Raw genomic sequence first — 23,831 nt, 5'->3', positions numbered from 1 at the left:
CTTACACTTCTGCTAATTTTTGTAAAGTGCTTTCTTTATAGCCTCTACTAATAGGTAAAGCTTTTTTGTGTACCTCAATAAACTCGTTTGTGTAAGAAGAAATTTTACTTAGCGAAACCATATAAGATCTATGAATTCGAACAAAGTTGTTTTGAGGAAGTTTAATCTCAATGTTGTTCATAGTTTCCCTTGTTACAATTATAGTTTTCTCTAGAAAAACTTTAACATAATCACCTAAGCTTTCTATGTAAAAAATATCGTCAAAATTTATTTTAAACATTTTTCTATCTGAACGAACAAACATGAACTCTTTTTTAATAGGATTTTTAGTATCAACAATAATGCGTTTTGTTTGTGTTGGAACCACTTTTTGTACTGCTTCAAAAAAACGCTCAAAAGGAATAGGTTTTAAGAGGTAGTCTACTACATTTAAATTAAAACCATCAACAGCATAATCTCGATAAGCAGTAGTAAAAATTATTTTTGATTTTTCACCTATTATTTTTGCTAAGCTTAGTCCTGTTATTTCAGGCATGTTAATATCTAAAAAAAATAAACCCACTTCGTTTTCTTGAATAAAACGAATGGCTTCTGTGGCATTTTTGCAAGTTGTTAGAAGTTTTAAAGTAGGAGTTTTTACAACAAAAGAAGCTATTATCTCTCTAGCCATCGGTTCATCGTCAACTATTACACAAGTTATTTTTTTAGACATGATTTAATGGGATTTTAAGGTTAACCTCAAAGTTGTTGTTTTGTTGAGTTATTTTTAAAGAGTAATGCCTTTTAAATAACATTTCTAGACGTTTTTTAATGTTTTCTAAACCAATCCCTTTTTTTGAGTTGGAAGTTTCTTTTGATGTGTTTTGTATGTTGAACTCTATAAAATTGCTTGTTGTTGTTAAAGTAGCTTTTATTTTTAAAACACCATCAATTTGTATTCCATGTTTAAATGCATTTTCTACAAAAGGTAATAGTAACATTGGAGGTATTTCTATTTTTTTTTGATTAAGCTCTTTAGTAAAGAGGATATCTAAACTATCTTGGAATCGCATTTTTTCTAAAACTATATAATTATCTATGTGTTGAATTTCATTGGTTAATAATACAGAAGGTTTGTCTACTTGGTATAAAATATAATCTAATAAATTTGAGAGTTTTAGAATCATATCGGGAGCTGAATCCGATTTTTTAAGAGCAAATCCATAGAGGGTATTTAAAGTATTGAATAGAAAATGAGGGTGAATCTGCGTTTTTAAAAACTTCAATTCTTGTTCTTTTAGCTGTAATTGAGTTTGTAAAAATTTGTTTTTTAAATCTTCATTTTTTAATGTTGATTTATAGTTATGCATAACCATACCAAGCATGATAACTATTAAAATAATAAAATAGACACCTAAAACGATAAAGGGGAGTGTTTTAGTAAGAGGGGAAATATTGTTAGTTGTTAAACCTAGTAAAAAAACTAATCCGTATAATACAGAAAGGGTTATAAAAAAAGAAGATATTATAAAAGTATAAATAGTGTATAAAATAAAAAGACCTTGTTTTTTCTTTAAAAGAAATTTTGGGATTAAAAAATAAAGAAAAAAATAGCTAACACAAATAGTAACTGGCAGAAGAAATAAAGAAAAACGGTTAATATATGTGGTGTTTTTTGTTCCGTAGCCTAAAAAATAATTGTAGAAAAAATAAACACCAATCCAAAATAATAAATGGATTAAAACCTGAGGAATTATACGAAGTAAAAAAAATAATTTTTTCATATATACTGCAATATCTAATTTTTCAAAGAATATTTTATGATTCAAGAGATGAAATCCATTAAATTGTCGGCATATTACCATTTTAACATCTATTGTAAAAACTTGAGTTAAATTGGTTATTTGTATTGTTTTTGCATGCAAATGTCGAAATAAAAATAATCTAGATTAATGTAAATATACTTTTGAGGTATGTTTAACTTTTAAAATTTTTAATATGATTTTTTTGTTTTTTGGACAATTATCTAATAGGTTACAAGAAGGAGGTCCTGTTTTTATGTATCCACTTTTATTAATGTTATTATTATGTATAGCTCTTATTATATATGCTTTTATAAAAGGGGATGATGGTAGGTTTACAAAGTTAATTGGTCATGTAGGTTTGTTTGCTTTGGTTTGGGGGTTTTTAGGGCAGATGATTGGTTTGGTTACTGCTTTTGATAGCATAGAAGCTTTTAGTGATATGTCTCCAAATATTTTAGCTACTGGAATAAAAATTGCTTTATTAAATCCTATTTTTGGAATGTTTGTTTTCTTAATTGCTAGATTAGGAATTATAGCACTTCTATTTAAAAAGAAATAATCTCGTTTTTTAATATAAAAATCTCTTCATGAAAAAAAGTATTCTTTTTACAGCATTTCTATGCTCTTTTTTTACTGAAACACAGAGATTATTAAAAACTGATTTAAACCAATGATTAAAAACTATTAATTATAATATTTATATATATGAGAATGCCTTTATTAGATTTTTTAGCAAATGGAGATCTAAAATTTGTTATGATTTTATACACTTTTTTAATTATAGCAATTGTTTATTTTTTCAAGAAATTACGACAAAAAGAAGTCCAGGGACAATACAATTTAAAAATAAAAAAACTAATTAATTGGAGTTTGCTAATCGCTGTTTTTTCATTATTATTAGGTCTTTTACATAGTTTTTATTTTGTTTCTCAAGCAGAAGGAATTGCTAATCACCTGCTTTTTGGAGGGCTCGCAAATATGCTAATCACCCCAACATTAGGAGTGGCAATAGGAATGATTATAAAATTATTAAGTACTCCAATACCTGTGAAAAAATAACTTATGAAAAAGAATTTATTATTAGTTTTTATATTATTTAGCTTGTCGATATTTTCACAAAGTAAAGGAGATATTTTTAGAGAAGAAGGAAGTTTAGAAAAAGCAATTGTAGCTTATAAAGCAGATTTAGAAAAAGATGCAGAAAATTACAATAATGTATACAATCTGGCTTGTGCATATGCATTAATGTATAAAAAAGATAGCGCTTTTTATTATTTAAAAAAAGCATTAAATAAGAATAGTTCTTTATGGGCTTTGGCGGATAATGACTTGTTATCATTAACAAAAGATAAAAGATGGAAAATAATTGAACAACAACAATTAGCGAAATATCAGAAGGAGAAAATAAAATTGAAGAGTCCAATATACGCTAAACAATTATTGCAGTTAATAATGAAAGATCAGTCTTTTGATTATCAGCTAGACATTGCAAAACGTTACTATATGAAAAAAGGTAAAGCCCCACATTGGTACTATCCAATAGCACAAATGAAGAAAGAAATTACTGAAGGGAATTTTGCTATAATGGAAAAATTAATTGCAGAAAAAGGTTGGCCAACTTACACAAAGGTAGGTAAATTGGCAGCAGATGGTCCCTTATTAATTATTAATCATCATAAAGAAGAAGCTATTCGAATTAAATACTTGCCAAAAATTAAAAGAGCTTGCTTAAAAGGAGAGGGAAGTTGTATAGAATATGCTAAGATTCAGGATCGTATATTGGTAAATACAGGGAAATCGCAATTGTATGGAATGCAATTTAGGTATAACAATAAAAGAGAATTAGAACCGTTTTCTATACAAGATCCTAAAAATGTAGATAATAGAAGAAAAGAGATTGGTTTGGAACCTTTAAAAGAATATTTAAAACGAAAAATTAACTACGATTGGAAAATTAATTAAAACTATTTTGTGATTAGTTTATAGATAAAGTACCCAGTTCAATTTTGAATTGGGTATTTTTGTAGTATAATCATGAGTATGGTCTATGAATAGAAAAATAAAACTAATTTGGGATTTTAAAGGCCCAGATGGTTTAGAAACAGCAAAGCACCATTGTGTGCATTTAAAAGAATTCGCACAGATAGATAATTTACCATTTGATGAGGTAAACTATAAGGAATTAAATCCGATGCATACATATGCATATATTACCGTTGATGAGATTCATATGAAAGTATTTAGAGATGCTTTAAAACCTCATAGAGGAGAACTAGCTTAATTAATAAAAAAATAAAATATGTTTTTAATAAATGCTTTAGCAAAACCAAAAAAATCATCAGAACATTACGATGAAGTTTTAGGAGCTTATGTAAGCTTGTATATTGATTATAAAGATATAGAAGGGGCAATCCGATTGGCAAAATTCTATATAAAAGATGAAGGATGGAAAGTAACTGAGATTGAAGAAGAGTATTTCACATTGAATTCAGTAAATGATGTGGATGATGACCAAAAAGAATTATACGAAGATGCTGTAGAATATGGATACTCAATAGTTTTTAATTGTTACGAAGAAGAATAGTTTAATTGTACTGACTAGATTTGTTTTCTTTTGAAAAGCAAATCAAAATGCAGTACCTTTTCAGAAAATTTATGTTGTATGAAAAATAAGTTCATTTTACTTTCACTATTTTTAGTGTCTTTACATGGTTTTTCTCAACATAAATTTTTAACTTATTCGGCTCATAAGTCTATTACTGAGGCTATTCGTATAAATAATGAGTTAATAGCAGGTAGAACTTCTTTTTTTGAAAAACAAGCAGAAGAAAAACCGCTAATGTTTCAAAAAACAAAAACTAGAGTAATAGAGTTTAATAGACTCTCTAATAACTTATCTAAGTATATAGAAAAGCTTCAAAAGAAAGCAAATACAGAGCAAGTTTTGTATGATTTATTGGTAGATGATTTTTATAAGGATATTCTTTTTGAAAAAGAGGGAGGATTGAGTTATAAAGGGAAAAAACTTAAAATAAAAATAGATAGTCTCTACAATCATTCTATTAAGATAAATGTGCATAAGTTATCGCAATTAGAGAATTTTTATAATGGGCATTTTAAAACAAACGACGTTTTTTATGATCATGATGGGAATGAGATAGACTATTTTAAATATCATTTTTACGATAAATCTAACTACGGAATTATGATGTCTATGAATTGCTTACTATTAGATGTAAAAACATTTCAGTTATTATATTACGGAACAATTATGAGTTATTAATTGTTGGTGTTTTTAGAAGTGCTTTTTTCAAAAGTAGTATTATAATCTTCTCTAACAGTACCCATTATTCTATCCCAAAAAAGAAAATACAATCCGTAATTTCCATTGAACTTCTTATGATGTAAATTATGAGCTACAGAAGTATTAATCCATTTTCCAATAAGCGTTTTATGAAATTTTTTAGGGTATAATTCAAAACCTAAATGCCCATAAACATTATAAATTATCTGGAATAAAAAGAATAAGCCAAAAGAAGAAATGTGAACCGGTAGGGTAAAAGCAATCAGAGGAGCAATTAAAGCTTCTAAAAAAGCTTCAAAAGGGTGAAAAGCATAAGCAGTCCAAGGAGAAGGATTGGTAGATTTATGATGAATTAAATGTACGCTTCTATAAAGTTTTGGATGATGCATTAAGCGATGTATCCAGTAAAAATAAGTGTCATGTAAGAAAAACATCCAAGCCCAACTTAAAATGTAGTATGCCATACCATATTCATTGAAATTAAAATAGATATTGGTGTAAGGAAGTAAATAGTAAAAAACAAAAAGAGCTACAGTAGCAAAAATAGAAACAGAGAAAAAAGAGTAAATAACATCTCTTTTATAATCTTTAAGCTTAGGAAGCTTTTTTTGAATTTTCTAAACCATAAAGTCTTTTTAAGTACAAGATAAAATAGGACAAAAGCTGATCCAGCAATAAAAAGGTAACGCAATAGAATTTGAGTTGCATCACGAATCCAAAATTCAATAAAAGTTTCTTCTGTCATTATTTTTTAAAAATAAATAAAATAAAAATAGAGACAAAATAAAGGGCTAATCAATTAGTATTATAAATATAAAGGGTTTATGTTTTGCGTGTAATTTGAATACGTGTTCAGATAATGATTATGTTTTTTTTAAAATAAATGAGTTTTCTAGTTGATATTCAGGTAATATGAGTAGTTTTGCAGGCTAAATTTTTGAATTCAGATAATGAAGAGAATAAAACAATATAAAAAACTTTTTAAAGTAGAAGGAGCTATTAATTTAAAAGAATTAAAAACTACTTATAGAGGGTTGGTAAAAGAATGGCATCCAGATAAATTCCAAGACGAAGAGAAAAAATTAGAAGCAGAAGAGGTTAGTACAGAAATTATTGATGGATATCATTTTTTAGTAAGTATTGCTCCAGAAACAAAAGAAGCTAATTTAGAAGCATATCACAAGACAATTACAGAATTTAAAGTAGAAGATTATCAACACAAAAGCATGTTGTTAGAAGTTACTTTTACAGACGGTAATACATATGAGTATTTTGGAGTAAACAAAAAACTTTTCATCAAGTTTATAAATGCAAAATCGATTAATAATTTTGGAAAAAGAAACATTTTCAATTCTTTTATTTATAGAAAATCGAAAAAAGCAATGGCTACAGCTTAAGTAGTGAAAATTAAATAAAAAACACCTCATACTTAATTTTAGTACGAGGTGTTTTTTATTTATTCAGAAATGCTTTTTGCGCAAATAAATCCGCCAGTCCAAGCATTTTGAAAATTAAAGCCACCAGTAACAGCGTCAATATTTAAAACTTCACCAACAAAAAATAAGTTTTTGTGAAGCTTGCTTTCAAAACGTTTAAAGTTTATTTCTTTTAAATTTACACCACCAGCAGTAACAAACTCGTCTTTAAAAGTAGTTCGTCCATTCGCATTGAATAAACCTTTGGTTAACTGATTCGCTAAATTATTTAATTGTTTATTACTTAAATCACCCCAATTCTGATTTGGTTTAATTTCAGCAGCAACAACAAAGCGCTCCCATAAACGACGTGGAATATCAGAAAAAGGAGATTTTAAATTTACTTGCTTTTTAGCTTGTTGTTTCTTTAATAGGGTTAATTCATCTAAAACCGAATCAAAATCTTGTCCAAGCCAATTTACTTCAACATTATATTGGTAATTTTTATCAGCTAAAATGCGAGCTCCAAAAGCAGAAAGTTTTAAAATAGCAGGGCCACTTAAACCCCAATGGGTAATTAATAAAGGGCCAGAGTTTTCTAAATTAGTTCCAACAAGTTTAACATCGGCATTAGGAACAGAGATGCCGCCTAAGTCAATAATTCGTTTGTCTTTTATATTGAAGGTGAATAAAGAAGGAACAGGGGCGATAATAGTATGATTTAAAGTTTTACATAAATCCCACACTTTTTTAGAACTACCAGCGGCAACAACTAAAAAATCAGCATCAAATTGCTTCTCTTTGGTGTTAATAATCCATTTGTTTTCTTGTTGAGAAACACTATTTACACCGTGGTTTTTCAACACTTTAATGCCAAGGTTATCAACAGCGTTTGTAAAGCAATCAATAATAGCTTGTGAAGTGTTTGCTTCAGGAAAAACTCTGTTGTCGTTTTCAATTTTTAAAGGAATACCTCTATTGTCAAACCATTCAAAAGTATCACCCGTCATAAATTGATGAAAAGGCCCAAGTAATTCTTTTTCACCTCTTGGATAGAATTTTGTTAGTTCTTTAGGGTCAAAACAAGCATGCGTAACATTACAACGCCCTCCACCAGAAATTTTTACTTTTTGTAAAACATCTTTTCCTTTTTCAAGAATAGTTATGTCTAAATCAGGATTATTTTCTTTTGCATTTATCGCTGTAAAAAAGCCAGCTGCACCACCACCAATAATTACTACTTTCTTCATTATAAAATCATTTCTTTGTAAGGTAAAATGGTGTTAAATCCTTTTTGGTTAAAGTAATTTATAGAATCATCATTACCAGTAGCTAAAATAAAGTCGCCACCCCAAGCACCTAGGCTTTTAATTTCTCCAAAGTAATCAGAGAAAAGACGTTTTTTAACAGGTTGTTGTTTAATAATAGAGCTAATTATCTGTTCGTGCTCAATAATTATTTCACCTAAGTTCTTAGATGAGTTAGTTGCTAAAAATTCTTGAGTTAAAGAGTCTATCTCGGTAATAAGTGTTTTAGCTTCTTCTTTATGTTGTTTGTATTGTGCAATACCTTCTCTGCTGTTTTGTTTTTGATTTAAATACACAAAAAACAATTCATCAGTAAAACTTGGATTAAATTCTACTTCTTCAATAATAGGTTTGCTTTCTTTTAACTGATATAAAATTGGTGAGTTATGACTTGCACAAGCAATGTCGTATCCACTTCCAGAAAAAGCATTCCATAGTAATGTAAATGGATTTACATTGGCCCAAGAAGCGATGTTGTTTATTAAAGTAGAAGAACTTCCAAGTCCCCAGTTTTGAGGGAAAGTTAGGTTTGTTTTTACAATAAATCCATTATTGCTATCCAGAAATTTAGGATTTAAACGTTTTGCTTCTAGTAAAATATCTCGTAAAGTTTCAGCTATAAATTCGGCACTACCTTCTTTGTTAGAATTAAATGTAGCTGAGGTTAAGCGTAGTTTAGGTAGGTCAAAACTAGCTTCAAACCAACATTCACCAGTATTGGTAAAACTTCCCCAAATAAGTTGAAGTTCTTGTATTGGTTCAATAATTAAATCTTGTCCAAATTTTGTAGGCACAGCTAATGAAGTAGCTCCGTCTAAGACAACATATTCACCTGTTAATAATAATTTTCCGTTGCTATAAAATGTATCCAAACTACTTTTTTAATTCGTTAAATTTATCAACAACAGCACTATGAGAAACAGTTTTGTTTTCAAAATAAGTTGTTATCTCTTCTTTTTCTTCAGAAGAAGCACCTAACTGATTTAAAATGTTTTGTAGATGCATTTTCATATGTCCATGCTGAATGCCTTTGGTCGTTAAAGCACGTAATGCAGCAAAATTTTGAGCTAAACCTGCTGTAGCCATTATTTCCATTAATTCTCTAGCAGAAGGTCTTTGCATCATATCTAACGATAATTTAGCCATAGGATGTAATGCTGTTAAGCCACCTACGGTACCTAATGCTAAAGGAAGTTCAATCCAGAACGTAAAAATGCCGTCTTTAACAGTACAATGCGTTAAACTTTTGTATTGACCGTCTTTTGAAGCATAGGCATGTGCACCAGCTTCAACAGCTCTAAAATCGTTCCCTGTTGCTAAAACAACAGAATCAATTCCGTTCATAATCCCTTTGTTATGAGTAACAGCTCTATAAGGTTCTATTTCTGCAATTTTTACAGCTTGTTCAAATTTTTGAGCAAATTTATGAGGATTTTCTCCTCCTAAATCTTCTACTTTACAACTTACTTCAGCTCTAACGATACATTCAGGTACATAATTAGAAAGGATGCTCATTACAATTTCAATATCATCTTTTCTAAACTGATTAGCGATAGCTTCTAAACAAGAATTAATAAAGTTAGCTCCCATTGAATCTTTCGTTTCAAAAGTTACATGGAGTTGAAAATAATTTTCAAGTTTATCTGTTTTATCAATTAATTGGATGTCTAAAATCCCACCACCACGTTTTTCCATGTTTTTTGTAATAGAAGCTGTGGCTTTGTATAATTGAGGTTTTTGTTCGTTAAAATAAGCTTCTAATTCATTTTTATTTCCAGAATATATAAAGTGAACTTGACCAATTTTAGTAGTAGAAATTACATTTGTCTTAAAACCTCCACGAGTACTCCAAAATTTAGCAACTAAAGAAGCAGCTGCAACAACAGAACTTTCTTCAACTACCATAGGTATTACATAATCTCGATTATTAATAACAAAATTAGGAGCTATACCATATGGCATATAAAAATTAGAAATAGTATTTTCAATAAAATCGTCGTGTAGCTGTTGTAATTTATCATCTACATTCCAATATTGTTTTATAGTTTTAATAATTTCTGGTTGGTTGTTGAAATAATTAATAGACAACCAATCTATTTTTTCTTCTTTCGAAAGCTTAGAAAAACCTGAAATGATTTTAGACATTCTTTGTTAGTTTTGTAAGGGTCAAAGATAAATTAATCCTGTTAAAATGGGGTTGTTATTTAGGATTTCTAGCAATTTTGGAGGTGTTTTTGATGATTTTTCCGTAAACTTGGCAAACTTTTTATACAAACAACAAATCAATATGAAGAAAATATTAATGTTTTTTATAGGGATATCTACGCTTGTACAAGCTCAAAAAAAAGATATTTCTTTAGAAGATATATGGAAAAAGGGCACATTTAGAGCAGATTACATGAACTCTTTAAATTCAATGAATGGTGATTTTTATTCATTATTAAATTATTCCGAAGGAGGCTCTTCTGTAGATAAGTATAGTTACGAGACTTTAGAAAAAGTTGCAACAATTGTAGATAGTAAAGATTTAAATGGTTTAAAAGCATTTCAATCATATAGTTTTAATAACGACGAATCAAAATTGATTTTAGGTACTGCCTTTAAACCGATTTTTCGTCGTTCTTTTTTAGGTACCTTTTATGTTTATGATATTGCTACGAAATCGTTAGATTTAATTGGTGAAGATATTCAAGAACCAACTTTTTCTCCTGATAGTAAAAAAGTAGCTTATGCAAAAGGTAACAATTTATTCATTAAAGATTATTCTGAAAACAATGTAGTTTACCAAATTACAAGTAATGGAAAGAAAAACGAAATTATAAATGGTATTACTGATTGGGTATACGAAGAAGAATTTGGTTTTGTAAAAGCTTTTGAATGGAGTAAGGATAGTAAATATTTAGCATACTTACGATTTGATGAAAGCAAAGTGAAAACTTTTTCTATGGATGTTTACGGAAAAGAAAAATACCCAACCCAACATGTATTTAAATATCCAAAAGCTGGAGAGGACAATGCGAAAGTATCGTTGCATATTTTTTCATTTGAAACGAATAAAACAGCTGAGATTACTGTAGGGGAATACGAGTATATTCCAAGAATTAATTGGACAAATGAAGGGAATGTTTTATCGATTCGTACATTAAATCGTCATCAAAATGACTTAAAAATGTATTTTGTTGATGCAAAAACATACAGCAGTTCTTTAGTTTTAAATGAAACAGATAAAGCTTATGTAGAAGTTAATGATGATTTAACGTTTTTAAAAGACAACAGTTTTATTTGGACTAGTGAGAAAGATGGATATAATCACATTTATCACTATGATAAATCAGGTAAATTAATAAACCAAGTTACAAAAGGTAACTGGGAAGTAACATCTTATTATGGTTATAATGCTGATAAAAAAACAATTTATTATCAGTCAGTAGAAAATGGTTCTATTAACAGAGGAGTATATAGTATTTCTTTAAAAGGTGATAGCAAAAAGCTGTTAAGTAATCCATCAGGAACTAACAGAGCTTCATTTAGTAAAAACATGCATTATTTTATTAATACTTTTTCGGATGTTAATACACCTAATGTATATACTTTAAGAAACGATGTAGGAAAAGTATTAAAGACAATTAAAGATAATGCAGCTTTAAAAGAAGTAATTGCTGGATATAATTTAAGTAAAAAAGAATTTTCAACCATTAATGTAAATGGAGAAGACTTAAATATGTATACAATAAAGCCTGCTAATTTTGATCCAAATAAAAAACACCCAGTATTGATGTATCAATATTCAGGGCCAGGGTCGCAACAAGTATCAAATAGTTGGAACAGTGCAAATGATTACTGGCACCAAATGTTAGCGCAAGATGGTTATATTATTGTTTGTGTTGATGGTAGAGGAACTGGGCTTAAAGGACGTGATTTTAAAAAAGTAACGTACATGAACTTAGTTAAGCATGAAACAGAAGATCAAATTGCTGTAGCTAAAAAATTAGCAGATTTACCATATGTAGACGCTAAAAGAATTGGTATTTGGGGATGGTCTTTTGGAGGTCATATGAGTACAAATTCATTATTAAAAGGAAACGATGTTTTTGCCGCGGCAATTGCAGTTGCTCCAGTAACTACTTGGCGTTTTTACGATACAATTTATACAGAACGTTATATGCGTACACCTGAAGAAAATCCTACTGGATACGATGAAAACTCTCCATTAAATTACCCAGAATTATTAAAAGGGAAGTATTTATTAATTCATGGAACAGGAGATGATAATGTACATGTTCAAAATGCTTATAGAATGGCAGAAGCATTAATTCAGGCAAATAAGCAATTTGAATGGGGAATGTATCCAGATAGAAATCATGGGATTTACGGTGGAAATACTCGTATGCATTTGTACACAAAAATGACAAACTTTATTAAAAACAATTTATAAAATATAACTATGAGTACAGTAAAACAACCACACGAAAAAGAATTGTTTGGGCATCCAGTAGGACTATATGTATTATTTTTTACAGAAATGTGGGAACGTTTTTCTTATTATGGAATGCGAGCTCTTTTGGTTTTATATTTAACTTCAAAAACAACGGATTTAAATCCAGGTGTTGGTTGGTCTCAAGGAGAAGCACTTGCTCTTTATGGTTGGTATACAGCATTAGTATATATAATGTCTATCCCTGGGGGAATTTTGGCAGATAAATTTTTAGGTCAAAAGAAATCAGTGATTCTAGGTGCAATTCTTTTAGTTATTGGGCATAGTGTTCTTGCTTATGAAGCTATGTGGGCTTTTTACACAGGTCTTGTATTTATAATTCTTGGAGTTGGGTGTTTAAAACCTAATATTTCTACAATGGTAGGAGGGCTTTATAAAAAAGGAGATGTACGTAGAGATAAAGGATTCACTATTTTTTATATAGGAATTAATATTGGTGCATTTTTGTCAGGAATAGTAGTAGGTTATGTTGGTGAAGTTCATGGTTGGCATTATGGTTTTGGATTAGCAGGGATATTAATGGTGTTAGGTTTAATTCAATTTTTAGCGGGTCAAAAATACCTTGTTCATGTTGGGAATTATTTAGGAAAGTCAGAAAAAGTAGAAGATCAAGAAGCATATAAAAGGCCTCTTACTAAAATTGAAAAAGATAGAATAATTGTTTTAATGACTTCTTTTTTATTAATAATTGCTTTTTTCGCTGCATTTGAACAAGCTGGTGGTTTAATGAATATTTATGCAAGAGAGAAAACAGATAGAATGTTAATGGGATGGCAAGTTCCAGCTACATGGTTTCAATCTTTAAACTCTTTTTTCATCATAACTTTAGGAGTCGGTGTAGCTAGTTTTTGGGCTAAAAGAAAATTAAAAGGAACAGAAGCTTCCTCTTTATATAAAATGATTATTGGTTTAGGAATTACTGGTATAGGATTCCTATTTATGTCAGCAGCAGCAGCAGAATATGATACTACAGGAACTTCTGCTATGTATTGGTTGGTTTTAGCTTATTTATTTCATACAATTGGAGAATTATGTTTATCTCCAGTATCACTTTCATTTGTAACAAAATTAGCTCCTGCAAAATATGCTTCTATTATGATGGGTATTTATTTTGCGACAACAGGTTTAGGTAATAAAGCAGCTGGATTACTAGGAGAGTCTTCTTCAATTTTTGGAGAATTCAAAGTGTTTACAGGAATTGCTATTTTCTGTGTAGTTTTTGCTCTTTTAGTGTTTATTTTCTTGAAGAAATTAAAAGCACTTACTCATGGAGCAGAAGATAATGAAGTTGATTTTAGCACAAAAGAAGCTGAAGGATTTGAATTAGCAGATAACAATTAAAAATAAAAACGAAACCTTGTAATAGTTACTATTGCAAGGTTTCTTTCATTTATAAACTATAGAACAAAAATATGAGTACAAATCTTGAAAGTCTTTTTAAAGACAAAGTATTAGGACATCCAGCAGGATTGTTTGTGTTATTTTTTACAGAAATGTGGGAGCGTTTTTCGTATTACGGAATGCGTGCTTTATTAGTATTATTTTTCACAGCATCTTTATTAGATGAAGGATGGGGATGGCCTAGAGAATGGGCATTTGCTATTTTTGGTACATATACCTCACTAGTATACTTATCAACGATGGTTGGTGGTTATTTTGCTGATAACGTAATAGGTATAAGAAAAGCGGTAGTTGTTGGTGCTTTGTTAATGACTATAGGACATGGGTGTATGGCAGTGGAAACTCCATTTTTCATCTACTTAGGTTTAGGTTTGTTAGTGATAGGAAGTGGTTTTTTTAAACCAAATATGACTTCTATTATTTCTGAAATGTATGCAGAGAAACCAGAAAAGAAAGATGGGGCTTATACCATTTTTTATATGGGAGTAAATGCAGGTGCTTTTTTAGGTATTTTATTATGTGGTTATTTAGGTGAAAAAATTGGATGGTCTTGGGGATTTGGTGTAGCAGGAATCTTTATGTTATTTGGATTATTACAGTTCTGGTATGCACAAGGTATTTTTGGAGATATAGGTTTAGCTCCTAAAGATAAAGACGAAGATGTTATTGATACATTAATTAATGACGAGAAAACTTCAACTGATGACGGACAAAGAAATCCATTTACAGGTTTCCAAAAAGGACTAATAGCAGTTTCTTCTTTACTAGGTTTATTATGGATTTTTAATGATCCAATATCAAAAATATCAGAAGGGAAATACAATGTCTTCCCATTTGAAATGGCAGGGATGTCAGGATCTACAATTGCAATAATTACTGCGTTTGTGATATTTATTCTGTTATTAGTAATTAGAATACCTAAATATACACCGGTATTAAGAGATAGGATGTTAGCAGTAATGTTCTTTGCTTTTGTAACGATATTCTTTTGGGCTATTTTCGAACAATCACCTAGTTCATTAACTGTTTTTGCAAGAGATTACACTGATAGGGTTTTGGAAGGAAGTGCAGGCCTTATTTTTAAAATAGTAAACTCTTTAATGACATTAATTCCTTTGGGAATAATTACTTGGGTGTTGTATTTATTATTCCAAAAGACGTTTGCTAAATACAAATGGTCAAACATATTTTTAGCAATAAGTTTCTTAATTATCTGGATAATTGCCATAGGGATGTTAACAAAAGAGTTTCAGAAAGATACAGCAGAAATTCCAGCTTCTTGGTTCTCTGTTTTAAATTCGTTATACATTATTACATTAGCACCATTGTTTTCTAAATGGTGGGAAAGTAAATACAATCCAAATGCAAATATGAAATGGGCTATTGGAATGGGATTATTAGGTCTTGGAATGGCTGTTATAGCTATTGGTGCTAGCGATATTGAGCCAGGAGCTAAAACTGCATCGGTTAGTGTTATTTGGTTAATTTTAGTGTATTTATTCCATACAATGGGAGAGTTATGTGTTTCTCCAGTAGCGCTTTCTTACGTATCTAAGTTAGTGCCAGGACGTATGATTGCTTTTATGTTTGGTGTTTGGTATTTAGCAGTAGCAATCGGAATGAAGTTGGCAGGTGTATTTGCAGAGTCTTCTGAAGCAATAGCACAAGAAGAAGGTTTAAGTAGTTTCTTTTGGTTGCTAACGTTTATTTCTTTTGGTTTAGCAGTATTATCAGCAGTGCTATATCCAGTTATAAAAAAGTTAATGCATGGGGTGAAATAACCCTAAATAAAAGTTAAAACAATATTATAGCCTGTCAAATATTAAAATTTGACAGGTTTTTTTGTAAATTTGGAATACTTATTGAGACTTAAGAGATATGAAGAAATTAATATTAGTAGCAGTTTTAGTAATTGTTTCAGTTGGAGTACAAGCTCAGGATAAAGTTAATTGGTTAACTTTTGAAGAAGCAATGGCAAAAAATAAAGAAAATCCAAAACCGATTATAATCGATTTATATACAGATTGGTGTGGTTGGTGTAAGAAAATGGATAAAACTACCTATAAAAATGAAGTAATAGTTAAATATATTAACGATAACTATTACGCGATAAAGATGGACGGTGAAGGCAAAGAAGATATTACTTTCCAAGGAAAAACATATAAGTTTGTTCAGCAAGGTAGAAGCAAATATCATGAATTAGCAGCAGCTATAATGAAAGGGAAAATGAGTTACCCTTCTACAGCATTTTTTAATGAACAAGAGCAACTAATTCAAACGGTACCTGGATATCTGCCAAAAGAACGTTTTGAAAAAGTATTAGCATATTTCAATAAAGGTAATTATAAGAAAACAAGTTGGAAAGATTTTGAAAAGAATTTTAAAGGTTCAATCTAATACGTTTTAATCAATAATATAAGCTCCGTTTTCACCAGTATAGTGAAACGGAGTTTTTTTGTTTTTACAGGTGATTTTCCACCTATTAATATAGCTTTTGTAGTTACTTCCATCAGCAATTATTTGTTTAGGCTTTAAAGTGTTTATTAGACGGATTAAATTAATTTTAGGAGAGTTTTGTAATAGTACAATTGGTGAATTAATGGAAACATTATAAATACCTAAACTATCAATAATTAAAATCGTTTCAGATTTAAACTTAAATAAATTAGTTGTATTTCTTGTTGAGTTTTTTTTTATGCCTTCACTTCTTTGATAATTTTTAATTAATCTTTTAGTAGAGTTTTTTAAAGTATCTGCAACATTTAATATTTGTAAGTGATTCCCATTTTTTGTAGCTAGAATATTTTCTCTGTTTTTGTGAAAAACAATTATTTCTTGTTTAGCTTGTTTACGGTAAGTTTCATAAATGAAATTAACCTGAAGAATCATGACTGTTATTAAAACATATATAAATTGTTTCATTTTTTTATGGATAACAAATTGATAAGAGAAAATAATAATAAGGTACCAAAAAATCATTTCGTTAAATGACATTGAAATATCTTGGAATAAAAAATTTTCTTGATCAGCAATCCAACTAACAGTATTATTCATTGTAGAAATTACAAAAGCATACGCCTTAGTAAATAAAAAAGGAAGTATATTCAAAAGGGATAGTATGATAATTAAAATACCACCAATTAAAATACTTGCTAAACAAGGAATAATAATAAGATTAGAAAGTATAAATAAACTAGGGAACTGATGAAAATAAAATAAGCTAATAGGTAATACTCCAATTTGAGCAGCAATAGAAACGGAAAATAAGTTCCATAATTTATTAAATAACCAGAGTTTAGGTTTCCATAACTTAAAAAGTATAGGTTGTATCCATATGATTCCAAAAACGGCTAAATAACTTAATTGAAACCCTACATCAAATAAATACAATGGTCTTAGTAGTAATAAGAATAGCATTGAGCTAACTAAAGAATGTTCTACTATTTTCTTTTTCTTAAATGATTCACCAATAGCCACAAAGGTAAACATGGTAACAGCTCTAACTACAGAAGCAGATAACCCAGCAATAAAAGCAAATCCCCATAATAAGAGAACTATTAAAATTGTTTTTATAAAGAAACCATGTTTTAAGGCTTCAAGAGGTTTGAAAAGATAAGAGAAAATTAAAAAAATAACACCAATGTGCAATCCAGAGATTGCTAAAATATGAATGGCTCCAGCTTTAATGTAGCTTTCACTAAGTGTTTTAGATATGTTCTGACGTTGGCCTAATAGAAGTGCATTAATTACCGAAAATTCATCAGGTTTAAAATGTTGTTTTTTTAAAGAAGATTGAATTTTATCTCTAAACTTTTCAGCAACACCATTAATTGAGGTTTTTCTTCTATCTAAAAATTTATAATCATTTTTCGAAATAAAAACTTGATGATGGATATGTTGTTTTGCTAAATAGTTTTTATAATTAAATTGATAAGGATTTAATGATGGAGTTATGTTTTTAAATTCAGAAGTTATAAAAACACGATCATCAATTTTTAAAGGAAAAAAAGTACTGTCTTTTTTCAGATTTAATAAAACACTACCGATTGTTTTTTGTGAGTCAATTTGAGCTACTTGAACAATAAATTTATGATAATATTTTGTAGGTTTTAATTTTTTTGTAATAACCAATGTAGCGGAAGAACTGTTAGAAATATGTTTGTAATAAAAGTTAGAATAATTTTTAGGGTTACTTATAAAGGTAGCGAAAATGCCTATTAGCATAAAAAACAGCAATGTAATTATTGAAAATAGTTTACGGAGGTTAGTCTTTTTTAAAAAGTATAAAACAGTTAAGATTGGTAAGATAAAAGCATTTAAATAAGTGAAGTTAGAGTTCCATATTTTTCCATAAAACTGTATTATAATTCCAAAAATTATACATAATAAGAAATGAAAAGGTAAATAGTCTAACAATTTTCTCATAACAAATTAAAGCTATGTATTCTAAGAGTATTATGATTTACCGTTTATTACGTAATACCTACCGTTAGTTACATAGATGATTACGAAGATTGTTTTGTGTAAGGTTATTAGTAGATTTAGGTGTCCCTTTGCAGATGAATAAATAATATTTTGATTATTTTATATGAAAAAATCATTACTACTAGTTGCCCTTTGTTTGTTGTTTTCTTGTAATAGTAAGAATAAAAAGAAACTTATTTTTTTAAATAAAAATGTTTATGAGTATCCAGTTTGGGAAGACATGCTTTTACAAGAAAAAGTAAAGTTTGCGGATGTTGTTGTGGCTTTTAAAGCTTATGCTTCTACTCATAATTTAGATAGGGAAACTATAGAGCATTTTGAGAAATTAGAAAAAAGAGCGAAGTCATTATTAGATAATGAAGGTTATTTAACTTCAGATTTAGGGTATTATAAAGAACTTTTAGCATATAGAAGAGCATTACCTAACACTAAAAAAAAGACAATAGATTATAAAAGTGACAAAACGTTTTTTTTATCAAATTTACCAAATGAAAATAGCTATGGTAGTTGGAAAAACATTGGGCCTTTTGGTAACCCAGAAGTACATTGGTCAGCAACAGGAAACGGAGCAATACAATATTTAGAAATGCATCCAACAAATCCTGCAATAATGTATGCTTGTTCTAGAAATGGAGGACTTTGGAAAACGATAAATTACGGAAGAAATTGGACTCCAGAAACCGATTATTTTGCAACAAATAATACCTCTTGTATAGAGGTTGCTCAAGAAAATCCTTCGATATTATATTTAGGAGCAGCAGAGGATCAAAAAATATGGTATTCTAATAATGAGGGAGTTTCTTGGGAGGATAGAAGTGTTGGTATTTCGGGAACTATTTATGATATTCATTCAGATCCAACGGATGCATCTAGAGTATTAACGGCGACTTCTAAAGGGATTTACTTAAGTACTAATTCAGGAGTTACTTGGGAACTTAAACTAAGTGGAAGGTATACAGATATTGATTTAACGGATAATTGGGATTTAATAATAGTATCTGATGATAATGCTAATGTAGCACCAGTGTTGAATTTTTCAAAAGATAAAGGAGATAACTTTATAGAGAAAAACATTATTACACATTTAAGTGAAGTTGATCGCTTTTATATTGGTATTCATAAACCAACAACAGGAGCTACAAAAGTTTTTGCATATGGTTTAATTGATGATAATAAACCTACAAGATTCATCGGTTTATGGAAGTCTGATTATGAACCAAATCCAGTAGATAACATTTCTTATTTTAATTTTGTAGAAGTGAAACACGCTACATATAATTACCCTAATGGAGCAGTTCCTTTGGTAAAAGAAAATAATGCTCAAGGATTTACAGAAGAAGATTCAGATTATTATGGAAGTATTAATCCATATTCACAAGCAACCTGGGTAAGTGATTATTATGTAAGTCCAAACAGCCCTAATAGAATGTTAACATTTAGAGAGAAATTTTGGGGAAGTGGAGATGGTGGTATATTATGGGAAAAAAAACCAAGTTATGGAGAAAGTAACTGGGCAGATAATAGATATGTAACGACTAATGTAGCAAAAGATACTTTATTTTGGTGTAATGATGGAGGTATGTGGGCTATAAAGGAAAATGACTTATTTCCGACTGTTGCCGAAGTTACAGCTTCAGGCTTATCAAAATATAATTATGTAAATAGTAAAGTAATTTCAAAAAACGGAGATATTTGTGTTTCTGAAGGATCACAGATGGATGTAAGTCAGATGGATAAAGGAGTTTTTATGACAGGAGGGCAAGACATAGGACAAATATTTACTAGAAATGGGAGAGATAGTCATGTGGCTTCAGCCGATGTTTATAGAGGAAGAATAAAACCTACTGATGATACTAAATTCATAACTGGTAAGCTTACTGTAAAACTTGATGGAGGAACAGCTGATTTTTCTGTATATAATAACATAGAAGCGGATCATTTTAACTCTAATAGGCTGTATGGTTTTACTACAGGAGACGTACGTTTAGTACGTTCACCTTCAAACAAAGATGGCTGGTTAATGAATGGGTTTAAAGGGGAGAATAGAGCAAATGCTATAGGACATTCTTGGATACCTACTTATAATAATTGGGAAACAGTGTCAATTATCTCCACAGGAATTACAAGTTTAAAAGCAGGTACTTTTGAGCAATCTAGAGCGAATAAAGAAATAGCTTTTCTTGGAGATGAGGTAGGGAACAAATTGTTTTATACAGAAAATTTATCAGGAACTGAACCTACTTGGCTACAGTTGTCTAACGCGCCAAAAGCTTCTCTTTATAGAATAGCTACGCATGAATATAACGAAAATATAATTGTATTGGCGACCAATATAGGAGTTTATATTTCTAAAGATAAAGGTGAAACATGGAAGTTGAAAGGTAATTTTCCATCAAATAAACCAATTTCTGTTTTGATGGATAAAAATACTACAGAAGGAATTTATATACGAACAAGTTTTACTGTATATTATACAGATGAAGGTTTAACTAATTGGGTAGAGTTTAATAAAGGATTGCCATTACAAAACCTTAGTGATATGCGTATTGCTCATTATCCAAATAACGATAGTAGATTGTATGTTTCAAAATATGGAAGGGGTGTATGGAGTTCAAGTTTACAATCAGTTTTAAATAAAAACGGAGATATGCCTATCGCAGATTTTACTATTTATGGGAATGACTCAAATGAAATCATAGCAGGTAATTCAATTACTTTAGTAGATCAATCATCAAATGCAACGCAATTACAATGGACATTAGAAAATGGAAATGATATAATTAATATATCTAATCAAACTAACCCTAAAATAATATTATCAACCCTAGGATATTATAAGGTAACATTAAAGGCAAGTAATGCCCATGGATCAGATGTTATTGTAAAGGAGCAATATATTTTAGTTCAATCCAAGGTAAACCCTGTTTGTGTTTTAACTACTACGGGCAATCTTCCTTGGTATAAAGGGTTTAAAACTATTGAGTTAAGTGGAGATGTGTATAGTGTCCCATCGAAAAATAATTATATAGAAGCAGAAAAGGTTTTCAAATTGTTTTCAGAAGAGATATCGTCAATTTCTATTAAAGATAGTTATACAGGAGCTTATAGATTTTATATAAAGGCTTGGATAGATTATAATAATGATGGAGATTTTGATGACGAAAATGAGGAAATTATTAATTCTCAAGGGAAAGTTGAAGACTTTTCATCAAATTTTACTGTACCTAATACAGCAGTTAAAAATAAACCTTTATTAATGAGAGTAACAGGATTAGAGTCTTCAACACCTCCAAGTTCATGCCAAACAAGTGGGACGAGGCAAACAATTGATATGCTAGTTAAAATAAAGCCAAAGGTAAAATTTAATAATATACGACATTCATTAATAAAGAGTAGTAGTGTAGCTTTAGAAGCAGCATTTGATGGGGCAGTCAATATTATAAGTTCAGGGTTTGTATATTCTAAATTTGATGGAAACTTAAATGTTGATAATTCAAATGTAAGTATACACCCTTCAGTAATATTAAATAATAACATTTTTTTAAACTCGATTACTAATTTAGACTATAATGGTAAATATTATTATCGTCCATTTGTTAGAGATCAAAATGGAGTTCATTATGGAGATAAACAAAGTTTTGAGCTTATTCCACATAAAATTCCTTTAGCAGAAAGTTTAATAGCTTTAAATCTTGGTAATAATAAATGGAAATTAAAAGGAGTAGTTTATCCAGAGAATAATAATTTAGAAAGGTTGCATATAGAATATGGAACTACAATTTTTGATAGCAGTATTTCTTTTGACCCTTCATTATATAGTAAAGATACTCAATTTAATATTACAACAGATATTAACACTGTTATAGGAAATACATATCAGTTTAGAATAAAATACATTGCTGAAGGGAGAACTTTTTACAGCAATGTTATTAAGTTTGATACTGATAAGACTATATGTGAGCCTATTGTTGGAGGCAGTCCATGGTATAAACGAATTAGAAATGTAACCTTTAATGGGAATTCTAATGATAGCTCAGGGAGTAATGGTTATGAGGATTTTACAAGTATAATTTATGATGTAGAAGAAGGAAGGGACTATTCAATTTCTATTACCGATTCATATACACCAGGGTATAATTTAAGCTATATTGTTTATATAGATTATAATAATGATGGAGATTTCACAGGTTATAATGAAATTGTAGCCCAAGGCACACCTAATGATGACACTTTTACTGGGGTTATAACTATTCCTACTGATGATGTTGGGTATGATACAAATTTAAGAATGCGTGTAATTGGATATAATGGAAATATGAACAGCTGTTATATAAGTACAGGGCAAATAGAAGATTATTTTATTAAGATAGCCCCTGTAAAAATGCTTATTGCTGTTACAGAAGAGTTTTCAAGTATCAATGGGAAATTAGGAGGAGTCACAGCGAGTGTTTTAGATAATGACTTATTAAATGGATCGGTTTTAAATGCCTCAGAGATTACTTTAACACCCGGCACTACACCAACTCCTTTAAGCGGAAATATATTGATGAATTCCGATGGAACAATTACGGTAAGCCCAGAAACTACAGCAGGTACTTATGATTACGAATATACAATTTGCGAAAAGTTAAATCCATCTAATTGTAGTACAGTAATAAGTAAAGTAGTTGTGGATAGTTCAGTAATAGAAGCAAAAACTGAAACTTTCACTAATATAAATGGAAAAGTAGGAGGAGTAACAGCTAGTGTTTTTTCAAATGACCTATTAAATGGTTCATTGTTAAATAATATTTCATACATCAATTTAACGGCTGGAACTTCTCTGAATCCATTAAATGGAAATATTGTAATGAATTCCGATGGAACAATTACGGTAAGCCCAGAAACTACAGCAGGTACTTATGATTACGAATATACAATTTGCGAAAATTTAAATCCATCTAATTGTAGTACAGTAATAAGTAAAGTAGTTGTGGATAGTTCAGTAATAGAAGCAAAAACTGAAACTTTCACTAATATAAATGGAAAAGTAGGAGGAGTAACAGCTAGTGTTTTTTCAAATGACCTATTAAATGGTTCATTGTTAAATAATATTTCATACATCAATTTAACGGCTGGAACTTCTCCGAATCCATTAAATGGAAATATTGTAATGAATTCCGATGGAACAATTACAGTAAGTCCAGAAACAACAGCAGGTACTTATAATTATGAATATACAATTTGCGAGAAATTAAATCCATCTAATTGTAGTACTGTTATTAGTAAAGTGATTGTAAGTAGTGCTATAATAGAAGCCAAAACAGAAGAGTTTGCAAGTATCAATGGGAAATTAGGAGGAGTCACAGCGAGTATTTTAGATAATGATTTATTAAATGGATCGGTTTTAAATGCCTCAGAGATTACTTTAACACCCGGCACTACACCAATTCCTTTAAGCGGAAATATATTGATGAATTCTGATGGAACAATAAGCGTAAGCCCAGAAACTAGAGCAGGTACTTATGATTACGAATATACAATTTGCGAAAAGTTAAATCCATCTAATTGTAGTACTGTTATTAGTAAAGTAGTTGTGGATAGTTCAGTAATAGAAGCAAAAACTGAAACTTTCACGAATATAAATGGAAAAATAGGGGG

The 23,831-nt window shown here is 29.6% G+C and carries 19 protein-coding genes; 12 read left to right on the top strand and 7 right to left on the bottom strand.

The genetic code is table 11. The features are described 5' to 3' along the window. Position 1 precedes the first annotated feature (1 nt). Positions 2-712: a LytTR family DNA-binding domain-containing protein gene (locus Q0881_RS16460; protein ID WP_299162676.1), complete on the bottom strand. Its 711-nt coding sequence runs from the start codon at positions 710-712 to the stop codon at positions 2-4. Beyond that, the gene (locus Q0881_RS16455; RefSeq protein WP_299162674.1) at positions 705-1,349 is read right to left on the bottom strand and encodes a histidine kinase; all 645 of its coding nucleotides are present in this window, start codon (positions 1,347-1,349) and stop codon (positions 705-707) included. Before Q0881_RS16455 ends, Q0881_RS16460 begins: the two co-directional genes overlap by 8 nt. Positions 1,350-1,977: 628 nt before the next feature. Between Q0881_RS16455 and Q0881_RS16450 the strand changes: the two genes are divergently transcribed. The 6 genes from Q0881_RS16450 (at position 1,978) to Q0881_RS16425 (ending at position 5,067) form a co-directional block, all read left to right on the top strand. After that, the gene (locus Q0881_RS16450; protein WP_299162671.1) at positions 1,978-2,343 is read left to right on the top strand and encodes a MotA/TolQ/ExbB proton channel family protein; all 366 of its coding nucleotides are present in this window, start codon (positions 1,978-1,980) and stop codon (positions 2,341-2,343) included. A gap of 152 nt (positions 2,344-2,495) precedes the next feature. After that, positions 2,496-2,843 (top strand): hypothetical protein, encoded by a 348-nt coding sequence (locus Q0881_RS16445; protein WP_299162669.1) that lies wholly within the window; start codon positions 2,496-2,498, stop codon positions 2,841-2,843. 3 nt (positions 2,844-2,846) lie between these two features. Then, positions 2,847-3,746 carry a DUF6624 domain-containing protein gene (locus Q0881_RS16440; RefSeq protein WP_299162666.1) on the top strand — a complete coding sequence of 300 codons (900 nt, stop codon included), beginning with the start codon at positions 2,847-2,849 and terminating at the stop codon, positions 3,744-3,746. Between the two features lie 85 nt (positions 3,747-3,831). Continuing rightward, complete coding sequence (locus Q0881_RS16435) at positions 3,832-4,065, top strand: hypothetical protein (RefSeq protein WP_299162664.1); 234 nt, start codon at positions 3,832-3,834, stop codon at positions 4,063-4,065. An 18-nt stretch (positions 4,066-4,083) separates the two neighbouring features. Continuing rightward, positions 4,084-4,368: a hypothetical protein gene (locus Q0881_RS16430; protein ID WP_299162662.1), complete on the top strand. Its 285-nt coding sequence runs from the start codon at positions 4,084-4,086 to the stop codon at positions 4,366-4,368. A gap of 78 nt (positions 4,369-4,446) precedes the next feature. Continuing rightward, on the top strand, positions 4,447-5,067 hold the full coding sequence (locus tag Q0881_RS16425; protein WP_299162660.1) for a hypothetical protein: 621 nt from the start codon (positions 4,447-4,449) through the stop codon (positions 5,065-5,067). Here Q0881_RS16425 and Q0881_RS16420 read toward each other — a convergent pair. After that, positions 5,064-5,552, bottom strand: coding sequence for a sterol desaturase family protein (locus Q0881_RS16420; RefSeq protein ID WP_299162658.1), 489 nt, complete (start codon positions 5,550-5,552; stop codon positions 5,064-5,066). The two genes, Q0881_RS16425 and Q0881_RS16420, sit on opposite strands and share 4 nt — an antisense overlap. 486 nt (positions 5,553-6,038) lie before the next feature. On the opposite strand from Q0881_RS16420, the gene Q0881_RS16415 reads away from it, so the two are divergent. Continuing rightward, positions 6,039-6,485, top strand: coding sequence for a KTSC domain-containing protein (locus tag Q0881_RS16415; protein WP_299162656.1), 447 nt, complete (start codon positions 6,039-6,041; stop codon positions 6,483-6,485). A 59-nt stretch (positions 6,486-6,544) separates the two neighbouring features. On the opposite strand, the gene Q0881_RS16410 is transcribed toward Q0881_RS16415, so the two are convergent. Genes Q0881_RS16410 through Q0881_RS16400 form a run of 3 tightly spaced genes read right to left on the bottom strand, consistent with a single transcriptional unit; the run spans position 6,545 to position 9,955 of the window. Continuing rightward, a complete protein-coding gene (locus Q0881_RS16410; RefSeq protein WP_299162654.1) occupies positions 6,545-7,753 on the bottom strand; it encodes an NAD(P)/FAD-dependent oxidoreductase in 1,209 nt (402 codons plus the stop codon). Next, positions 7,753-8,682 (bottom strand): GYDIA family GHMP kinase, encoded by a 930-nt coding sequence (locus Q0881_RS16405; RefSeq protein ID WP_299162652.1) that lies wholly within the window; start codon positions 8,680-8,682, stop codon positions 7,753-7,755. Before Q0881_RS16405 ends, Q0881_RS16410 begins: the two co-directional genes overlap by 1 nt. Position 8,683: 1 nt before the next feature. Beyond that, positions 8,684-9,955 carry a hydroxymethylglutaryl-CoA reductase, degradative gene (locus tag Q0881_RS16400; RefSeq protein WP_299162650.1) on the bottom strand — a complete coding sequence of 424 codons (1,272 nt, stop codon included), beginning with the start codon at positions 9,953-9,955 and terminating at the stop codon, positions 8,684-8,686. Between the two features lie 142 nt (positions 9,956-10,097). On the opposite strand from Q0881_RS16400, the gene Q0881_RS16395 reads away from it, so the two are divergent. The 4 genes from Q0881_RS16395 to Q0881_RS16380 all read left to right on the top strand — a co-directional run bounded on the left by Q0881_RS16395 (position 10,098) and on the right by Q0881_RS16380 (position 16,103). Next, complete coding sequence (locus Q0881_RS16395; protein WP_299162791.1) at positions 10,098-12,245, top strand: S9 family peptidase; 2,148 nt, start codon at positions 10,098-10,100, stop codon at positions 12,243-12,245. A 9-nt stretch (positions 12,246-12,254) separates the two neighbouring features. Beyond that, the gene (locus Q0881_RS16390) at positions 12,255-13,646 is read left to right on the top strand and encodes a peptide MFS transporter (protein WP_299162648.1); all 1,392 of its coding nucleotides are present in this window, start codon (positions 12,255-12,257) and stop codon (positions 13,644-13,646) included. 71 nt (positions 13,647-13,717) lie between these two features. After that, a complete protein-coding gene (locus tag Q0881_RS16385) occupies positions 13,718-15,487 on the top strand; it encodes a peptide MFS transporter (RefSeq protein ID WP_299162645.1) in 1,770 nt (589 codons plus the stop codon). Between the two features lie 97 nt (positions 15,488-15,584). Further along, entirely contained in the window at positions 15,585-16,103 is a 519-nt protein-coding gene (locus tag Q0881_RS16380) for a DUF255 domain-containing protein (protein WP_299162643.1), read from the top strand. Positions 16,104-16,109: 6 nt separating this feature from the next. Here the strand turns inward: Q0881_RS16380 and Q0881_RS16375 are convergent, their stop codons facing one another. After that, positions 16,110-18,131: a ComEC/Rec2 family competence protein gene (locus Q0881_RS16375; RefSeq protein ID WP_299162640.1), complete on the bottom strand. Its 2,022-nt coding sequence runs from the start codon at positions 18,129-18,131 to the stop codon at positions 16,110-16,112. A gap of 163 nt (positions 18,132-18,294) precedes the next feature. Here Q0881_RS16375 and Q0881_RS16370 point away from each other — a divergent pair. Further along, positions 18,295-23,831 (top strand): GEVED domain-containing protein (locus Q0881_RS16370; protein WP_299162638.1); only part of this gene is annotated, 5,537 nt, incomplete at its 3' end.

It is taken from the genome of uncultured Tenacibaculum sp., from assembly GCF_947494125.1.
In the GTDB taxonomy this organism is placed as follows: Bacteria; Bacteroidota; Bacteroidia; order Flavobacteriales; family Flavobacteriaceae; genus Polaribacter.
This window is presented reverse-complemented; position numbering and strand designations above follow the sequence as displayed.